Below are 19,926 nucleotides of genomic sequence, written 5' to 3' on the forward strand. Positions count from 1 at the left end.
CACTCCCCGGGTCCCCGCGCATGCACTGCGCGTCGTTCCTTCATTCGTTCACGGGGGCCACCATGCATGCGATCTCGCGACATCAAGGACGCATTCACCGAGACGACCTATGGATGCCATCGGCGATTCCAGGTGCAGCTCGGGCATGGCAACGCCATGGCCACCGTCGCGATCTCGGCGCTTTCGTACGTCCTGCCTGCCACGTCGCCAGTCATCACGCCATGTGACTGCCGCCGCAGCCGGCGCAAGCCGTCCGCGCCTTCCCGAGTAAGCCGTCGACGCCGCGTCCCTATGCGCCGGCCTGCCTTTTTGTCTCCTGGAGAGTGAAATGATCCGTTTTCTGCAACGCTACAACGTCGGTGTCCGCCTGTCGGCGGCCTTCGGCCTGCTGATTCTTCTTTCGGTAGTCCTGGTGATCATCGGGCTGTCCGGCATGGCCGAGGCGCGCAAGCACCTGGACATGATCGTGCTGGACCGCATGGCGAAGATCGAATTCAGCAACCAGATGCTCGACGCCAATGCCTCCGTCCTGGTCGCGCTGAGCACCTACACCACCTCCACCGATCCGGCGATCCGCGAGCAGGCGCTGGAGACGTTCACCAAGCAGCGCGAGCGCTACGCCGCCGCGCGCAGCAAGATGGAGACGCTGTCCAGCACTCCCGCCGGTCGCGCCATTCGCGCCGAGATGGATGCCAAGCGCGCCGCCGCCAAGACCGTCAACGATGCCATCGTCGCGCTGGGCGAGAAGGGCGATACCGTCCAGGCGGTGGAGATGCTGAATCGCGAGGCGCTGCCGGCGACCCTGGCGTGGCAGAGCAAGATCCGCGATTTCGCCGACCGGCAGAAATCGCAGGCCGCCGCGGGCTACCAGGCCGCGCTGGATGCGATGCAGCGCGGCCGCATGCTGTTGATCGGCGGCACCGTGCTGGCGCTGGCGCTCAGCGTGCTGCTGGCCCTGACCATCACCCAGAGCCTGACCGCACCGCTGCGCCAGGCCACACGTACCGCCGAAGCCATCGCCAACGGCGACATGGACAATGCCGTGCGCACCGAGGCTCGCGACGAAACCGGCCGCCTGTTGAATGCCATGGGCCGCATGCAGCAGCAATTGCAGGCGGTGCTCGCCGCACAGGCGGAGATGGCCAAGCGCCACGACGCCGGCCAGATCAGCTACCGCATGGACGAGAGCGCCTTCCCCGGCGACTACGGACGCATGGTCCACGACAGCAATGCCCTGGCCGCCGCGCACATCGCCGTGACCGAGCGCCTGGCGCAGATCATGGGCCGTTACGCCATCGGCGACCTGTCCGAGGACATGGATCGGCTGCCCGGCGAGAAAGCCCGGCTCACCGAAACGATGGACACGGTCAAGCACAACCTGACCGCGATGAACACCGAGATCAAGCACCTGGCCGGCGCCGCCGCAGCCGGTGACTTCAGCGTGCGTGGCGACGCCGTGCGCTTCCAGTACGACTTCCGCCTGATGGTCGACAGCCTGAATCAACTGATGGCCACCGCCGACGGCAACCTGCAGGCGCTGTCGTCCTTGCTGCGCGCCATCGCCGCCGGCGACCTGACCGCGCGCATGCATGGCGACTTCCAGGGCGTGTTCGCGACCATGCGCGACGACGCCAACGCCACCACCGAGCAGTTGGCCGCCATCGTCGCGCGCATCCAGACCGCGGCGGTCAGCATCAATGCCGCGGCCAGCGAGATCGCCACCGGCAACGACGACCTGTCGCGCCGCACCGAGCAGCAGGCGGCCAGCCTGGAAGAGACCGCCGCCTCGATGGAGGAGCTGACCTCCACCGTGAAGCAGAACGCTGAACATGCGCGCCAGGCCAACCAGCTCTCCGCCGGCGCGGCGTCCGTGGCCTCGCAAGGCGGCGCAGTGGTCGGCCAGGTCGTCGAGACCATGAGCGGCATCGAAGCGTCCTCGCGCAAGATCGCCGACATCATCTCGGTGATCGATGGCATCGCGTTCCAGACCAACATCCTGGCGCTCAACGCCGCGGTGGAAGCGGCGCGTGCCGGCGAACAAGGCCGTGGTTTCGCCGTGGTCGCCAGCGAAGTACGCGTCCTCGCGCAGCGTTCGGCCAGCGCCGCCAAGGAGATCAAGGACCTGATCGACGACTCGGTCGGCCGCGTCGCCGAAGGTTCGGTGCTTGTCGACCAGGCCGGCAAGACCATGCAGGAGATCGTGACCTCGGTGCAGCGCGTCACCGACATCATGGGCGAGATCGCCGCGGCCTCGCAGGAGCAGTCGGCCGGCATCGAGCAGGTCAACCAGACCGTCACCCAGATGGACGAGACCACCCAGCAGAACGCCGCGCTGGTCGAGGAAGCCACCGCCGCGGCGCGTGCGATGGAGGATCAGGCCGGCCAGCTGAGCCAGGCCGTGGCCCTGTTCAAGATCGACCAGCAGGCGCCAGCAATGACCCGCCACGTGTCCCCCCAGAAGCCGGTGGTCGTTGCCAGTGCCGGCGCACAGCGGCCGGTCAGGGCGCCTGCCCCGCGCACGGCCGCTCCCCGGCCAGCGGCCACGGACAACGCCGCCGTTGCGGCCGGCGCTGCCGATTGGCAGGAGTTCTGATCGCACACGACCGACGCGTCCAGACACCTGCGTGACAGCGAGCCCGGGAGCACCAGTTCCCGGGCTTTTTTTGCCGTGCGCGCTCTGCCGAGGGGGAATTGGCGCCGCCTGCGAACCTTGAAACGAGACCCGTATCCCTGCTTGCGTTAAGCAATCGTGAAAACGAGCTAAATACGTGCCGGGGACGCTTAAAGAACCCAGGCGCCGTGCCGATACGGGAGTTGCGCACACAAATTGTCTACAAATTTGAACAAAATTTGCAGCAATGCCACTAAAGCAAGGTAGCACCAATCGGGGGAGCTTATTTCAATCAGTAAAATCTATTGATTTTAATAAACCTATCAATTTGATGATTTTGATTCACAGCCGAAATAGATAAGGCAGCGCCCAACGCCTCCGGCAAGGGGTACGCCATCCCCAATGCTTCACCCATCAGGACGACTACAACGATGACGCTCAAGAATCTCAGTCTTTCCGCCAGGCTCGCGCTCAGTTTTGCCGTCATCGTGTTGATCACGGTGATCATCGGCTCGATCAGCCTGAGCAGCCTGTCCTCGCTCAACATGGCTGCCGATATGAACGACCACACCTACAAGGTGCTGGCCACCGGCGACAAGATGGGGATCGACGCCTTGAACGTCGAAACCGGCGCACGCGGCTATATGCTCTCGGGCGAGAAGCAACACTTGCAGCCCTTCATCAATGGCCAGGCGAATTTCGACAAGGACTTCGCCGAGGCCAAGCAGCTGACCGCAGACAATCCACGGCAGCAGGCTCGCCTGGAGAAGCTGCACGCCGCATTCGACGATCTGGTCGGCGTGGAGAAGCAGGTGACCGCGCTGCGCGAGCAGTCCAACGATCCGGCGGCACTTGCCTCTGTATTCCGTGAAGCGCGCGACCGCAAGGCGATGCAATCGATCCGCAGCCTGCTCACTGAGTTCCACAACGAGGAAGCCGGACTGCTGGCCAAGCGCAACGAAACCCTGACAACTGTGCGTGCGCAGAACAAGTGGGCCGTGCTGCTGGGCAATCTGCTGGTGATTCTCGCCGCGATCGGCATGGCGATCCTGATCCGCCGACAGTTGCTCAAGCGCCTCGGCACCGCGATCGGCGTGGCCGACGCCATCGCCCGCGGCAAGCTCGACAACGCGATCGACCTGCGCAGCAAGGACGAGGCCGGTGTGCTGTTGCTGAGCATGGACAAGATGCAGAGCCAGTTGCAGGCGGTGCTCGCCGCGCAGGCCGACATGGCCAAGCGCCACGACGGTGGCCAGATGAGCTTCCGCATGGACGAAACCGCGTTCCCCGGCGACTACGGGCGCATGGTCCGCGACAGCAACGCCCTGTCCGCCGCGCACATCGCCGTGACCGAGCGCCTGGCGCAGATCATGGGCCGCTACGCCATCGGCGACCTGTCCGACGACATGGACCGCCTGCCCGGCGAAAAGGCCGTGCTGACCGAGACCATGGACACGGTCAAGCGCAACCTGACCGCCATGAACAGCGAGATCAAGCACCTAGCCGGCGCCGCGGCGGCCGGCGACTTCAGCGTGCGCGGCGACACCGAACGCTTCCAGTACGACTTCCGCTTGATGGTCGACAGCCTCAACCAACTGATGGCCACCGCCGACGGCAACCTGCAGGCCCTGTCCGCCCTGCTGCAGTCCATCTCCGCCGGCGACCTGACCGCGCGCATGCACGGCCAGTTCCAAGGCGTGTTCGCCACCATGCGCGACGACGCCAATGCCACCGCCGAGCAACTGGCGGCGATCGTCGCGCGTATCCAGACCGCCGCGGTCAGCATCAACGGCGCCGCCAGCGAGATTGCCGCCGGCAACGACGACCTGTCGCGTCGCACCGAGCAGCAGGCCGCCAGCCTGGAAGAAACCGCCGCGTCGATGGAGGAACTGACCTCCACCGTGAAGCAGAACGCCGAGCACGCGCGCCAGGCCAACCAGCTCGCCACCGGTGCGGCGGCGGTCGCCTCGCAGGGCGGTGTGGTGGTCGGCCAGGTAGTCGAGACCATGAGCGGGATCGAGGCGTCGTCGAAGAAGATCGCCGACATCATCAGCGTCATCGACGGGATCGCCTTCCAGACCAACATCCTGGCGCTCAACGCCGCGGTCGAAGCGGCCCGTGCGGGTGAACAGGGCCGCGGCTTCGCCGTGGTCGCCAGCGAGGTGCGCACGCTGGCGCAGCGTTCGGCCAATGCCGCCAAGGAGATCAAGGGCCTGATCGACGACTCGGTCGGCCGCGTCGCGCAGGGCTCGGCGCTGGTCGACCAGGCCGGCAAGACCATGCAGGAGATCGTCGCTTCGGTGCAGCGTGTCACCGACATCATGGGCGAGATCTCGTCCGCCTCGCAGGAGCAGTCCGCCGGCATCGAGCAGGTCAACCAGACCGTCACCCAGATGGACGAGACCACCCAGCAGAACGCCGCCTTGGTGGAAGAAGCCACCGCCGCGGCGCGCTCGATGGAAGAACAGGCCGGTCAGCTGAGCCAGGCCGTGGCCGTGTTCAAGATCGATGCGAGCAGCAGCCACGCCGGTCAGTCGGCGGCCGCGCGCGCGCCGAGCGCACCAGTCCGCGCGGTCGCCCGGCCGGCCGCCAAGCCGGTGGTCAAGCCCGCCGCGCGCCCGGCGCGGCCGGCGGCCCGGCCGGTCGCGGCCGGCGACGACAGCTGGCAGGAGTTCTAAGCGCGCCTTAGTGTCACGCGTTGGCACCAATGGCCCCGGGAGCGATCCGCTCCCGGGGCTTTTTTGTTGGGGCCACACATCTTTATTGCGGCCATGCGTCGCCGCCGCGCCGGCGACACAGTGCGTCGTTCGCGCGCCCCCTCGCCGATCGCGGGATGCATAAGGGTCCACCGCGCGGCCGGAGCCCGCAGCGCCATCTACATGGAGGCGGCCCGCACGGCGCGACGGTCCACAAGCACCGACTACATTTCTGGGACGCTGTGCCGATAACCGGCCTATCGCGCATGCTCCCTGCCTGGCTTGTCTGAACGCAAGACGCTTTCCGAGGCGATGACGCGCGCGATCTCTCCATTCCTCTCATCGAGACGACCGCGATGCCCACGACGTCCGCCACACGCCCGAGCAGTGTCGCCACCCGCCTGATGCTGGGCGTGGCCGCGATCGCCCTGCTGTGCTTCGGCATTACCGCCGCCATCATCTACGCGCGCAGCAGTTCCGCCCTGCTCGCCTCCGCCAAGGTCGGCATGACCGACACCGCCCGCCTGGAATCGGAGCGCATCGGCAACACCATCGGCGCATCCGCCGTCTCCAATCAGGCGCTGGCCAATGCCCTGCTCGCCCAGCGCGGCCAGGACAAGGCGCGCGACCTGTTCAGCGACAGCCTGCGCCGCGAGCTGCAGCAGCACCCCGACTGGACCGGCATGGGCACGCTGTGGGAACCGCAGGCGCTGGACGGCAAGGATGCGGACTACGCCAACAGCGCAGGCCACGACGCCAGCGGCCGTTACATGGTGTACTGGTCCTGGCAGAACGGAAAACTTGTGCGCGATCCGCTACGCGACTACGAGGTGGCCGGCGCTGGCGACTGGTATCTGAATCCGCGCAAGCTGCTGCGGCCGACCGTGGCCGAACCCTACGATTACGAGATTGCCGGACAGAAGGTGCTGATGACCACGGTCAGCACGCCGATCCTGGAAGACGGCAAGTTCCTGGGCGTGGTCACCACCGATTTCGGCCTGGCCGCGCTGCAGCAGCGCGTCGCCAAGCTGCGTCCGCTCGGTGCCGGCCGCGTGCGCCTGTTGTCGCCCGGCGGTGCCATCATCGCCGACCGCGATCCCGCACTGGTCGGCAAGAAGCTGCAGGATCCGGCCACCCGCGCCTTGCTGGCCGAGATCGCCCAGGGCAAGACCGTCAGCCGCGACACGGTCGATCCGCAGACCGGCGCCACTGACGTGGAAGTGTATGTGCCACTGCAGATCGGCCAGGCCCAGGAGCGTTTCGCGCTGGGCGTGGCGGTGCCGAAGGCGGTGCTGATGGCGCAGGCGCGCAACCTGTTGTGGACCATCGCGGCGGTCGGCCTGTGCGCCGCGCTGCTGCTCAGCGGCGGCCTCTATCTGCTGCTGCGGCGGCTGGTGGTCAAGCCCTTGGCCAGCGCGGTGGAGGTGTCCAGCGCGGTCGCCGCCGGCCGCCTGGACAGCCGCATCCAGTATGCGCGCAACGACGAACTCGGCCAGTTGCTGGGATCGCTGCAGCGCATGCAGCAGCAGTTGCGCGCGGTGCTCGACGCGCAGAAGGCGATGGCCGAGCGCCACGATGCCGGCCAGATCAGCTATCGCATGGACGAGAGCGCCTTCCCCGGCGACTACGGGCGCATGGTCCGCGACAGCAATGCCCTGGCGGCGGCGCATATCGCGGTGACCGAACGCCTGGCGCAGATCATGGGGCGCTATGCCATCGGCGACCTGTTCGAGGACATGGACCGCCTGCCCGGCGAAAAGGCGGTGCTCACCGAGACGATGGACACGGTCAAGCGCAACCTGACCGCGATGAACAGCGAGATCAAGCATCTGGCCGGCGCCGCCGCGGCTGGCGATTTCAGCGTGCGCGGTGACGCAGAACGCTTCCAACACGACTTCCGCTTGATGGTCGAGAGTCTCAACCAGCTGATGGCCACCGCCGACGGCAACCTGCAGGCGCTGTCCACGCTGCTGAAGGCCATCGCCGCCGGCGACCTGACCGCGCGCATGCATGGCGACTTCCAGGGCGTGTTCGCGACCATGCGCGACGACGCCAATACCACCGCCGAACAGCTGGCGGCCATCGTCGCGCGCATCCAGACCGCCGCGATCAGCATCAACGGCGCCGCGGCCGAGATCGCCGCCGGCAACGACGACCTGTCGCGCCGCACCGAACAACAGGCCGCCAGCCTGGAAGAAACAGCGGCCTCGATGGAAGAGCTGACCTCCACCGTGAAGCAAAACGCCGAGCACGCGCGCCAGGCCAACCAGTTGGCCGCCGGCGCGGCCTCGGTGGCCTCGCAAGGCGGCGCACTGGCCAGCCAGGTCTCGGACAAGATGAACGGTATCGAGGCCTCGTCGCGCAAGATCGCCGACATCATCTCGGTGATCGACGGCATCGCCTTCCAGACCAACATCCTGGCGCTCAATGCCGCAGTGGAAGCCGCACGTGCCGGCGAACAGGGCCGCGGTTTCGCCGTGGTCGCAAGCGAGGTACGCACCCTCGCCCAGCGTTCGTCGAACGCGGCCAAGGAGATCAAGACCTTGATCGACGATTCGGTCGAGCGCGTCGCCGAGGGCGCGACGCTGGTCGAGCAGGCCGGCACCACCATGCAGGAGATCGTCGCTTCGGTGCAGCGCGTCACCGACATCATGGGCGAGATCTCCGCCGCCTCGCAGGAGCAGTCGGCCGGCATCGAGCAGGTCAACCAGACCATCACTCAGATGGACGAGGCCACCCAGCAGAACGCGGCACTGGTCGAGGAAGCCACCGCCGCCGCGCGGTCGATGGAGGACCAGGCCGGCCAGCTCAACCAGGCGGTGGCGCTGTTCAAGCTCGAGACCGCCGCCGCCGTGGCGATCGCCGCCCCGGCGCCGGCGCGCCGTCCCGTGCCGCCCGCTCCCGCGGCAAAGGCGACACCGCCTCGGCGACCGGCTGCGGCCCCGTTGAAGACGGCCCCGCGCGCGACCACGGCGCCGGACGACGGGCAGTGGCAGGAGTTCTGACCCGCGCCTGATCCCCACCACCGCGAGCGCCCTGCGCGCTGCGCGGTCGGCCGCCTGGCGCCGTGGCGGACGCGGAGCGCCTAGCACGTCACGTTCGTAAAGAAACCGCATTCAGGGTCGATATAGAAAGCGGAACTGCCGTGCCAGGGGCCGCACTACGTGCCCCGGCGCCGGCCGCACTGCGCGCGGCCCCACGGTTCCGACCGAACTGCCAATGGGAGCCGCACATGAAGCTACGCGTTATCGCCAGTTGTCTGACCTTGTGCGGCCTCGCCGGCCTGGCGCACGCCGAGGCCGAGCCGATCGCCACCGATCGCCCCGACTTCGTCGAATCCAGCCTCACCGTCGGCGACCGCCGCCTGCAGGTGGAAACCAGCGTGGCCTGGGAACGCGACGGCGATGTCGATGGCTACGCCACGCCGACCCTGTTCCGCTACGGCATCGGACCGGCCTGGGAACTGCGCGTGGAGACCGATGGCTGGCAGACCGTCGACGTCCCGGTTGGCGACGACGTCTCCGGCTTCTCCGACATTTCGCTCGGGCTCAAGCATCACCTGGCCAGCGAGATCGGCGGCGCCTCGCTGGCCTGGCTGTTGCACGTGGACCTGCCCAGCGGCGCACGCAACGTGCGCGGCAGCGGCGCCCGTCCCTCGTTCCGCCTGGTCGCCGAATGGGAGCTCAGCGACAGCGTTTCGCTGGGGATGATGCCCGGCGTGATCCGCGACGAAGGCGACGGCGGGCATCGCTACACCGCCGGCATCTTCGGCGTGGTGCTGGGCAAGGCCTGGACCGAACGCAGCCGCTCGTTCGTGGAGCTGGCCCTGCCGCAGATCGCGCATGCCGACGACGGCGGCACCATCGCCCTGCTCGACGTCGGCTCGGCCTGGCTGCTCAGCCAGGACGTGCAACTGGACGTGGTGTACAGCCGCGGCCTCAACGACCGTTCGCCGGACCACGCGCTCGGCGCGGGCCTGTCCTTCCGTTTCTGATCGGGCCACACCGATGAAAATCATGCATATGCTCGGCGTCCTGGTGCTGGTGGCGGTGCTCGCCCTGCTCGCGCTCGGCGGGGTCGGCTACACCGCGCAGCAAGGCCTGCTGCGCTCGGTCGCGGCCCAGGTCACGTCCTCGGACGCGCTGCGCAACCACATGCAGGCCGACATGATGCACGATGCCTTGCGCGGCGACGTCACCGCCGCGTTGCTGGCAGCGGCGCGGCAGGATGCGGACGGGGTTAAGGCCGCGCGCGCCTCCCTGGGCGAACACGCCGGCGAGTTCCGCAAGGCGCTGGACGACAACCAGAAGCTGCCGCTGGACGGCGCCTTGCGCGCGCAACTGGATGCCGCCGGGCCCGCACTGCAGCGCTACATCGCCGCCGCCGACAAGGTGGTGACGCTGGCCGAAACCCACGGCGACAGCAGCGCCGCCTATGCGGATTTCACCGCGCAGTTCGCGCGGCTGGAGACCGAGATGGATACGATCAGCGACCGCATCCTGGCGCTGAACGAGCAGAGCCGCAAAGCCGCCGAACAGCAGAGCCAGCGCGCCACCTGGCAGCAGGCCGGCGCGGTGCTGGTCGCCGTACTGTGCCTGGCCGCCGCCGCGGCCTGGATCCTGCGTTCAGTCGCGCAATTGCTCGGCGGCGAGCCGCGGGTGGCGATGGACGCAGCCCAGCATATCGCCGAAGGCCGCCTGGACCAGCCCATCCCGGTGGCGGCCAGGCACGGTCGCAGCCTGATGGCCGCGCTGGCGCGCATGCAGCGCGAACTGCGCGAGCGCATCGAACGCGAGCGCAGCGTCGCCGCCGAGAACTTGCGCATCCGCACCGCCCTGGACAACGCGTCCACCGGTATGTACATCGCCGATCCCGACCTGACCATCATCTACGCCAATACCGCATTGCAGACCCTGCTGCAGACCCACGCCGAGGACATCCGCGCCTGCGCGCCCGCATTCGACCGTTCCGCGCCGTTGCTGGGCCAGTCGGTGACGCTGCTGGAAGTCGGCAATGCGCAGGACGCGGAGATCTACCAGCGGCTGGACCGGCAGGGTGCGGCGCAGCGCGAGGTGCGCTATCGCGAGGTCTGCATCGCGCAGGAGATTTCCGCCATCCGCAACGCCGAGGGCGCGCACCTGGGCTTCGTCTGCGAATGGCGCGACCGCACCGCCGAGACGCGGGTGGAGGCGGAAGTGGCCGCAGTGGTGCGCAGCGCCGCCGCCGGCGATCTGTCGCAGCGCATCGACCGCACCGGCAAGCAGGGCTTCTTCCTGATGCTGGCGCAGCAACTCAACGGCCTGCTCGACGCCAACGCGATCAGCATCGCCGAAGTCTCGCGGCTGCTCAGCGCGCTGGCCGACGGCGACCTCGGTGCGCGCATGCACGGCGACTTCCACGGCATCTTCGCCACCATGCGCGACGACGCCAACGGCACCGCCCAGCGCCTGGCCGACATCGTCGGCCGCATCCAGCGCGCCGCCGGCGACATCCACAGCGCCGCCACCGAAATCGCCCAGGGCAACAGCGATCTGTCGCAACGCACCGAGCAGCAGGCCGCCAGCCTGGAAGAGACCGCCGCCTCGATGGAGGAGTTGACCGCCACGGTCAAGCAGAACGCCGAGCATGCGCGCCAGGCCAACCAGCTTGCCGCCGGCGCCGCCGCGGTGGCCTCGCAGGGCGGCGCCGTGGTCGGCCAGGTGGTCGACACCATGAGCGGCATCGAGACCGCATCGAAGAAGATCGCCGACATCATCAGCGTCATCGACGGCATCGCCTTCCAGACCAATATCCTGGCCTTGAACGCCGCGGTGGAAGCGGCGCGCGCCGGCGAACAGGGCCGCGGCTTCGCGGTGGTCGCCAACGAGGTGCGCGTGCTGGCGCAACGCTCGGCCAACGCCGCCAAGGAGATCAAGGGCTTGATCGACGACTCGGTCGAGCGGGTCGCCACCGGCGCGGAGCTGGTGCAGCGTGCCGGCCAGACCATGCAGGAGATCGTCGCCTCGGTGGGCCGGGTCACCGACATCATGGGCGAGATTTCCGCGGCCTCGCAGGAGCAGTCCGCCGGCATCGAGCAGGTCAACCGCACCGTCACCCAGATGGACGAGAGCACCCAGCAGAACGCCGCGCTGGTCGAGGAAGCCACCGCCGCGGCACGGTCGATGGAGGACCAGGCCGCGCAGTTGAGCGATGCAGTGGCGGTGTTCCGGGTGGAACAGCAGGCCGTGCGCAGCGCCGCCCCTGCACCCAGCGCCGTTGCCGCGACCGCGCCCAACCATGCCCCCGCAACGATCGCCGCCGCGCACGCGCCGCAGGCCAATGCCCAGGCCATCGCCGACGCGATCGGCACGCAGTGGCAGCCGCTCACCGCGTAGGGAAATGAATTAGACAGCGTCGGGAATTGTCTTACGACCAACGACCCATCGAGTAATCCGCCGTCACGCCGATATCACATTCGAGCGACGGCGTTGCAGAGTCGAACAGCAAAGGCACTTGGTTTTCTTGCTTCTTTTCTGACCGCCACGCCCCGCCGCTCCACGCGCACACGCGCTGCTGGAGCCCGTCTGGACGCAGTAGGCCCTGGATGCTCCAGGAACATCGTCAACGAAGAGGTCGACCAATGAACTCCTTCCTGCAACGCTACAACGTCGGCCGCCGTCTCGGCGGCGCCTTCGGCCTGCTGATCCTGCTGTCCTGCGCCCTGGTCGCCATCGGCCTGCTGTCCATGGCACGCACGCGCACCGAGCTGGACAACATCGTCAAGGTGAACGTCGAAAAGAGCCGGATCAGCAACGGCATGCTCGACGCCAACTCCAGCATCCTGATCGCGCTCGGCACGCTGGCGATGGAGACGCGCGAAGAACTCAACGATCAGGCGTTGGCGGAAATCAAGGCCAAGCGCCAGCGCTATACCGACCTGCGCAACGAACTGGAGGCATTCCCGCCCGCCAACGCCTATGCGGTGAAGCTGCGTGCCGACATCGATGCCGCCCGCACCGCCGCGCGCGCCATGAACGATGAAGTGATTGCGCTCGCCACCGCACACCGCAACGCCGAGGCGCAGACGGTTCTGAGCGAGCGCTCGCGCCCAGCCACCCTGGCTTGGCAGGCCAAGATCCGCGAGAACGTCACCCTGCAGGAAGCGCAGATGAAGCTCGCCCACGTCAAGGCGACGCAAGCGATGGTCACCGGCCGCAACCTGCTGATCGCCGGTGGGGTGGCGGTCCTGCTGCTCAGCGCCCTGCTGTCGTGGACGATCACCCGCAGCCTGACCGTCCCGCTGAGCCGTGCCACCCGCGCCGCGGAGGCCATCGCCGGCGGGCGCCTGGACAACGACGTCGCCACCGACGCACACGACGAACCCGGCCGCCTGCTGCTGGCCATGGATGCCATGCAACGCCAGTTGCAGCGCTTCTCCGGCGAAACTGCGTTGATGATCGAACTGCATGCCGACAAGGACATCAGTCACCGCATGCCGCAGGATTTCCCGGGCGTGTACGGCGAGCTCAGCAAGGGCATCAACACCATGATGTTCGAGCACCTGGACGCCATCGTCGACGCCATCGGCGTCCTCAACGAATACGCCAACGGCGACCTGCGCCGCGACGCGCGCCGCCTGCCCGGCAGCCGTGCGGTGCTGCACGAATCGATGGACGCGGCCAAGGCCAGCCTGCTGGCGATCAACACCGAGATCAAGCGCCTGGCCGCGGCCGCCGCGGCCGGCGACTTCAGCGCCCGCGGCGACGCCGCGCACTTCCAGCACGACTTCCGCCTGATGGTGCAGGACCTCAACGCGATGATGGAAGTGAGCGACCACAACCTCGGCAAGCTGTCGGCGCTGTTGCAGTCGATCGCCGCCGGCGACCTGACCGCACGCATGGAAGGCGAGTTCCAAGGTGTGTTCGCCACCATGCGCGACGATGCCAACGCCACCGCCGATCAATTGACCGGCATTGTCGGCCGCATCCAGACCGCGGCGGTCAGCATCAGTGCCGCCGCCACCGAGATCGCCGCCGGCAACGACGACCTGTCGCGCCGCACCGAACAGCAGGCCGCGAGCCTGGAAGAGACCGCCGCATCGATGGAAGAACTGACCTCCACCGTCAAGCAGAACGCCGAGCACGCGCGCCAGGCCAACCAGTTGGCGGTGGGCGCGGCCTCGGTCGCCTCGCAAGGCGGCAGCGTGGTCGGCCAGGTGGTCGCGACCATGAGCGGCATCGAGGCGGCATCGAAGAAGATCGCCGACATCATCAGCGTCATCGACGGCATCGCCTTCCAGACCAACATCCTGGCCTTGAACGCCGCGGTGGAAGCGGCCCGCGCCGGCGACCAGGGCCGCGGCTTCGCCGTCGTCGCCAGCGAAGTGCGTACGCTGGCCCAGCGTTCGGCCGGTGCCGCCAAGGAGATCAAGGGCCTGATCGACGATTCGGTCACGCGCGTGGCCGAAGGCTCGGTCCTGGTCGACCAGGCCGGCCGCACCATGAGCGAGATCGTGGCTTCGGTACAGCGCGTCACCGACATCATGGGCGAGATCTCGGCGGCCTCGCAGGAGCAATCCGCCGGCATCGAGCAGGTCAACCAGACCGTGGTGCAGATGGACGAGACCACCCAGCAGAACGCGGCGCTGGTGGAAGAAGCCACCGCAGCGGCACGTTCGATGGAGGAGCAGGCCGGTCAGCTCACCAGCACGGTGGCCTTGTTCAAGATCGACAGCATCGGCGGCACAGCCGCTGGCGTACATCCAGCGCCGGTGCCGTCCGTTGCGGCCAGCGCGCCGCGGGTCGCCAAGGTGGCGGCGCGTCCACAGCGGCAGACCGTCAAGCGCGCCGCGGTTGCGGTCGGCGGCGACTGGCAGGAGTTCTGAGTCGCACGGTCGCCATGCCGCGGGCATGGCGACCGGATTCCGTGCAGGCAGTGCACCATGCGCACATGCACATGCCGGCGATACGCAAGGTATACGCCGGTGCATTACCCGCCAGCGCATGTCGGAACAACGTCGGATTCTGCCCTCTCCGAACGACGCGAGTCGGAAGGCAGACAGCTTCCTAACCGGCTGCCAACAACTCGGTGAGAAATGCTCAACTTCTCACCGACACGTCGATATTGAGGGTGCGACAAGGCATCACCAGGTCGCGTCGCAACCGCTGATTGCCAGCGTTACGACCCGGCTCCCTCTGTCCCCCAAAAGGTCGGCTATGAACGCACTTCTGCAACGCTACAACGTCGGTCGGCGCCTGGGCATGGCGTTCGGCATCCTCATCCTGCTGTCCGGCCTGCTGGTCGCCATGGGTTTGCTGACCATGGCCAGGGCGCATCGCGAGCTGGACAGCATCGTCAACAGGAACATGGAAAAGGTGCGGCTCTCCAACGAGATGCTCGACGCCAATACCAACGTGCAGATCGGGTTGCTGGCCATCACCATCGTCGATGGGGATGCGGCCAACCAGAAGATGATCAACATCGTGCAGAGCAACCGTGCGCGCTACAAGGCCGCGCACGATGCATTGTCGGCGATGCCCACCAGCCCGGTCGAGCGCCAGGCCATGGACACCATCGAGGCCTCGCGCGCGCGCTCGATGCAACTGAACGATCAGGTGCTCGCGCTGGGCGAAAAGGACCAGAATACGCAGGCGCAGGCGCTGTTGCTCGGCGATGCGGCGGTGGCGATGGACAAGCAGCAGGCCGCGATCCGCGCCAATGCCGATCTGCAGCGGCGCCTGAGCAAGGAGGCCTATGCGGTCTCCTCGGCGGCGATGGCGCGTGGCCGCATCGTCCTGATCTCCGGCGGTCTCGCCGTCCTGTTGGTCAGCGGCCTGCTGGGCTGGACCATCACCCGCAGCCTGACCGGGCCGCTGGGCCGCGCCACCCGCGCCGCCGAAGCCATCGCCGACGGGCGCCTGGACAACGACGTGAGTACCACCGCGCGCGACGAACCCGGCCGCCTGCTGATCGCGATGGGCCGCATGCAGACCCAGTTGCAGCGGTTCTCCAGCGAAACCGCCTTGATGATCGAACTGCATGCGGACAAGGACATGAGCCACCGCATGCCGCAGGACTTCCCCGGCGTGTACGGCGACTTGAGCAAGGGCATCAACACCATGATGTTCGAGCACCTGGACGCCATCGTCGACGCCATCGGCGTCCTCAACGAATATGCCAATGGCGACCTGCGCCGCGACGCCCGCCGCCTGCCCGGCAGCCGCGCGGTGCTGCACGAATCGATGGACGCGGCCAAGGCCAGCCTGCTGGCGATCAATACCGAGATCAAGCGCCTGGCGGCGGCGGCCGCGGCCGGCGACTTCAGCGCCCGCGGCGATGCGGCGCACTTCCAGCACGACTTCCGGCTGATGGTGCAGGACCTCAACGCGATGATGGAGGTCAGCGATCGCAATCTCGGCAAGCTGTCGGCGCTGTTGCAGTCGATCGCCGCCGGCGACCTGACCGCCCGCATGGACGGCGAGTTCCACGGCGTGTTCGCCACCATGCGCGACGACGCCAATGCCACCGCCGACCAGTTGACCGACATCGTCGGCCGCATCCAGACCGCTGCGGTGAGCATCAATGCCGCCGCCAGCGAGATCGCCACCGGCAACGACGACCTGTCGCGCCGCACCGAGCAACAGGCCGCCAGCCTGGAAGAAACGGCGGCGTCGATGGAAGAGCTGACTTCCACCGTCAAGCAGAACGCCGAGCATGCGCGCCAGGCCAATCAACTGGCGGTGGGTGCGGCCTCGGTGGCGTCGCAGGGTGGCAGCGTGGTCGGCCAGGTGGTCGAGACGATGAGCGGCATCGAAGCCTCGTCGAAGAGGATCGCCGACATCATCTCGGTCATCGACGGCATCGCCTTCCAGACCAATATCCTGGCGCTCAACGCCGCGGTCGAAGCCGCGCGCGCCGGCGAGCAAGGCCGTGGTTTCGCCGTGGTCGCCAGCGAAGTGCGCACGCTGGCGCAGCGTTCGGCCAACGCTGCCAAGGAGATCAAGGGCCTGATCGACGACTCGGTCGGCCGTGTCGCCACCGGCTCGGCCCTGGTCGACCAGGCCGGCAGGACCATGGCCGAGATCGTGGCCTCGGTGCAGCGCGTCACCGACATCATGGGCGAGATCTCGTCCGCCTCGCAGGAGCAATCCGCCGGCATCGAGCAGGTCAACCAGACCGTCACCCAGATGGACGAGACCACCCAGCAAAACGCGGCCCTGGTGGAAGAAGCCACGGCCGCCGCACGGTCGATGGAAGAACAGGCCGTGCAACTGAGCGATGCGGTCGCGCTGTTCAAGATCGACAATGTCGCCACGATCGCGCGGCCGGCGCCGGCCCGCAGCGCGCCGCCCGCACGGATGGCCAAGCCGGCCATCACAACCGTGGCGAAGGCCAGCGCCGGCCCGCAAGCGCCAACCGCGCGGCGTGCGGCCGCGGCCGCGGCAAGTAATGGCGACACGTGGCAGGAGTTCTAAGCCCACGGTGGCCGGCCGCCCGGCAACCGACGCCGCGAGGATGCATCTGGCAGCCGGTCGACACTGCGATCGGCTGCCGTCCCGCCATGTCCCGAGGCTCGCGCAAATGCCGCCCCGAGCCGGACCGGCTGTGACCACAGCCGCATCCGTCTGACATTCATTTCAATCGCGTCTCTGACATCACCGCGATCCCACGCTGACACACATGCAGCCCCCGCGACCCACGGTCGTAGTCATCGGCGGCGCGATGCCTCGCTCGCATCCGCCCGATCACACAGCAGCCAACGCTGCACTCCGATGTCCGCCAGGCCACACTGACAACGCCCCTGCCCGGCATACATGACGCCTGCGGGCCAAGGCGCGCGAAAAAGCGCACGCATGCTGCATCCGAGCCACGCCTTGCGGCGTATCTCCCGCCTGATGCGTCCCTCTGCCTCGGCCAACCATCAGGGGCGGCGACTTAACCCGGTCATCATGACAGGTTCAACATTTGTCTACGGCGGCCGCTAAAGATCTGCCCGACCCGGTCGAGCGCTGCCGATTCCACCGCATGCGCGCGCCTGGACAGGCGACGCTCGGCGGCCATCCGGTTGCACCCTGCATTCCCATGGCGCGGATCCCAGTGGATCGCCCGCCTTCTTTCGCTCTTCCTCTGAGACCCGCGCAATGACGTCGCATCCCGCGAACCACGCCGCTCCGCCCGCCTCCGAACGCCGCTCCCGTTTACGGGTCTGGCACGACCTTCCCATCGCGCGCAAGCTCAGCCTGATCGGGGTCCTGGCCTTGATCGGGCTGGCCATCCCGCTGCTGCTGTACACGCGCACGCTCAGCGACGGCGTGGAGGTCAGCCGCGCCGAACTGCGCAGCTACGCGCCGCTGCGCGACATGCTGGTCCTGCTCGGGGCGCTGCAGGAAGAACAAGTGGGCAACGCCGCAGACGCGGCGAAGGCGCGCGACACCGCGGACCGGGCGCTGCACGAACTGCAGCGGACCGTCCCGGCCCTGCCCGGCTTCGAGCGCAGCACGGCGGCCCTGGCGCAGTTGCAGCAGACCTTGCAGACCAAGCGCAGCGACGTCGTCGCGGTCGCAGACCAGGCCGACGACGCGCTGGACGCGCTGCGCGACGACAGCCAACTGGTCTATACACCCTACGTGGAAAGCTACCACCTGGTGGTCAGCAGCCTGATCTACGCCCCGGTCACCAGCGAGACGCTGACCCGCCTGGATGCGATGCGCGATCCGTCCCAGGCCGGCGCCGACACGCCGGCGCTACGTGCGCAGATCGCCGAACTCACGCGCGATCAGGCCCGCCTGCAGCATGAACTGAAGAAGGCCCTGGGCCTGCTGGAGCAGCCGGATCCGGCCCTGTCGCGCGCCGTCGCCACCGAAACGGACGTCGCCGCGCGCGCCCTGCCGCAGTTGGCGCAAGCCCTGGACAGCGGCAGCGCCGATGCCGGCCAGCACTGGAACGCGGCCCTGCATGGTTGGGACGAGGCGTTGCACGGCCTCAGCGCCACCGCATTGCAGGCGCTGCAGCGCCAGTCGCAACGGCACCTGGACGCATCGCTGCAGGCGATGTGGACCGCCGTTGCCGGGCTCGGCCTGCTGACCCTGCTGATCGCGGCGGTGTGCGTGCATACCCTGATCATCCTGACCCGCAACGTGCGCCGTGCCGCGGGCGTCGCCGCCGACATCGCCGAGGGCCGCCTGGATGCACGCATCGTGGTCCCCAGCCGCGACGAAAGCGGACGGCTGCTGGCCGACATGCACCGCATGCAGCAACAACTGCGCGAGGTGCTGGCCGCACAGACCGAGATGGCACGCCGCCACGACCTAGGTCAGACCAGCTACCGCATGGACGAAAGCGCCTTCCCCGGCGACTACGGCCGCATGGTCCGCGACAGCAACGCGCTGGCCGCCGCACACATCGCGGTGACCGAGCGTTTGGCGCAGATCATGGGCCGCTATGCGATCGGCGACCTGTCCGAGGATATGGAGCGCCTGCCCGGCGAGAAGGCCCGCCTGACCGCGACGATGGACACGGTCAAGCACAACCTGACCGCGATGAACACCGAGATCAAGCACCTGGCCGGGGCCGCCGCGGCCGGCGACTTCAGCGTGCGTGGCGACGCCGAACGCTTCCAATACGACTTCCGCCTGATGGTCGACAGCCTCAACCAGCTGATGGCCACGTCCGACGGCAATCTGCAGGCGCTGTCGTCGTTGTTGCGCGCCATCGCCGCCGGCGATCTGACCGCGCGCATGCATGGCCAGTTCCAGGGCGTGTTCGCGACCATGCGCGACGACGCCAACGCCACCACCGGGCAACTGGCCGCCATCGTGTCGCGGATCCAGACCGCCGCCGGCAGCATCAATGGTGCCGCGGCCGAGATCGCCACCGGCAACGACGACCTGTCGCGGCGCACCGAGCAACAAGCGGCCAGCCTGGAAGAGACGGCGGCCTCGATGGAGGAACTGACCTCCACCGTGAAACAGAACGCCGAACGCGCGCGCCAGGCCAACCAGTTGGCCGCGGGCGCCGCCTCGGTGGCTGCGCAGGGCGGCGTGCTGGCCAGCCAGGTCTCGGACAAGATGAGCGGCATCGAGGCCGCGTCACGCAAGATCGCCGACATCATCTCGGTGATCGACGGCATCGCCTTCCAGACCAATATCCTGGCCTTGAACGCCGCGGTGGAAGCCGCGCGCGCCGGCGAACAGGGCCGCGGCTTCGCCGTGGTCGCCACCGAAGTGCGGACGCTGGCGCAGCGCTCGGCCAACGCGGCCAAGGAGATCAAGACCCTGATCGACGATTCGGTCGAGCAGGTCGCCGAGGGCGCGGCCCTAGTCGAACAGGCTGGCAGCACCATGCGAGAGATCGTGACCTCGGTGCAGCACGTCACCGACATCATGGGCGAAATCGCCGTCGCCTCGCAGGAACAATCGTCCGGCATCGAGCAGGTCAACCGCACCGTCACCCAGATGGACGAGAGCACCCAGCAGAACGCCGCGCTGGTGGAGGAAGCCACCGCCGCCGCACGCGCGATGGAGGAACAGGCCGGACAGTTGCGCCAGGCCGTGGCGGTGTTCAGGGTGGAGGCCGCGGCATCGACGCGCGCGCCGGCGGTGCTGTCCGCGCACAGGTCGGCGCACGCGTTCGCCTGAGCCG

General features: G+C 68.0%; 8 protein-coding genes. All 8 read left to right on the forward strand.

The window, feature by feature from the left end:
- The first annotated feature begins 328 nt into the window (after positions 1-328).
- Positions 329-2,593: a methyl-accepting chemotaxis protein gene (locus FHR56_RS05830; RefSeq protein WP_160946681.1), complete on the forward strand. Its 2,265-nt coding sequence runs from the start codon at positions 329-331 to the stop codon at positions 2,591-2,593.
- A gap of 449 nt (positions 2,594-3,042) precedes the next feature.
- Complete coding sequence (locus tag FHR56_RS05835) at positions 3,043-5,289, forward strand: methyl-accepting chemotaxis protein (RefSeq protein WP_160946680.1); 2,247 nt, start codon at positions 3,043-3,045, stop codon at positions 5,287-5,289.
- Positions 5,290-5,663: 374 nt separating this feature from the next.
- Positions 5,664-8,312, forward strand: coding sequence for a methyl-accepting chemotaxis protein (locus FHR56_RS05840; RefSeq protein ID WP_160946679.1), 2,649 nt, complete (start codon positions 5,664-5,666; stop codon positions 8,310-8,312).
- A gap of 227 nt (positions 8,313-8,539) precedes the next feature.
- Positions 8,540-9,301, forward strand: coding sequence for a transporter (locus FHR56_RS05845; RefSeq protein WP_160946678.1), 762 nt, complete (start codon positions 8,540-8,542; stop codon positions 9,299-9,301).
- Positions 9,302-9,314: 13 nt separating this feature from the next.
- Entirely contained in the window at positions 9,315-11,681 is a 2,367-nt protein-coding gene (locus FHR56_RS05850) for a methyl-accepting chemotaxis protein (RefSeq protein WP_184502434.1), read from the forward strand.
- 245 nt (positions 11,682-11,926) lie between these two features.
- On the forward strand, positions 11,927-14,170 hold the full coding sequence (locus tag FHR56_RS05855; protein ID WP_160946677.1) for a methyl-accepting chemotaxis protein: 2,244 nt from the start codon (positions 11,927-11,929) through the stop codon (positions 14,168-14,170).
- A gap of 331 nt (positions 14,171-14,501) precedes the next feature.
- Positions 14,502-16,760, forward strand: a complete 2,259-nt coding sequence (locus FHR56_RS05860) for a methyl-accepting chemotaxis protein (RefSeq protein WP_160946676.1) — start codon at positions 14,502-14,504, stop codon at positions 16,758-16,760.
- A gap of 666 nt (positions 16,761-17,426) precedes the next feature.
- On the forward strand, positions 17,427-19,922 hold the full coding sequence (locus FHR56_RS05865; protein ID WP_160946675.1) for a methyl-accepting chemotaxis protein: 2,496 nt from the start codon (positions 17,427-17,429) through the stop codon (positions 19,920-19,922).
- Positions 19,923-19,926 lie beyond the last annotated feature (4 nt).

The organism is Xanthomonas sp. F10, assembly GCF_014206815.1.
GTDB lineage: Bacteria > Pseudomonadota > Gammaproteobacteria > Xanthomonadales > Xanthomonadaceae > Xanthomonas_A > Xanthomonas_A indica.

Excerpts from the sequence above, each read along its gene's own strand:
- FHR56_RS05830 (WP_160946681.1), top strand. The coding sequence starts at position 329 with ATGATCCGTTTTCTGCAACGCTACAACGTCGGTGTCCGCCTGTCGGCG.
- FHR56_RS05835 (WP_160946680.1), top strand. The coding sequence starts at position 3,043 with ATGACGCTCAAGAATCTCAGTCTTTCCGCCAGGCTCGCGCTCAGTTTT.
- FHR56_RS05840 (WP_160946679.1), top strand. The coding sequence starts at position 5,664 with ATGCCCACGACGTCCGCCACACGCCCGAGCAGTGTCGCCACCCGCCTG.
- FHR56_RS05845 (WP_160946678.1), top strand. The coding sequence starts at position 8,540 with ATGAAGCTACGCGTTATCGCCAGTTGTCTGACCTTGTGCGGCCTCGCC.
- FHR56_RS05850 (WP_184502434.1), top strand. The coding sequence starts at position 9,315 with ATGAAAATCATGCATATGCTCGGCGTCCTGGTGCTGGTGGCGGTGCTC.
- FHR56_RS05855 (WP_160946677.1), top strand. The coding sequence starts at position 11,927 with ATGAACTCCTTCCTGCAACGCTACAACGTCGGCCGCCGTCTCGGCGGC.
- FHR56_RS05860 (WP_160946676.1), top strand. The coding sequence starts at position 14,502 with ATGAACGCACTTCTGCAACGCTACAACGTCGGTCGGCGCCTGGGCATG.
- FHR56_RS05865 (WP_160946675.1), top strand. The coding sequence starts at position 17,427 with ATGACGTCGCATCCCGCGAACCACGCCGCTCCGCCCGCCTCCGAACGC.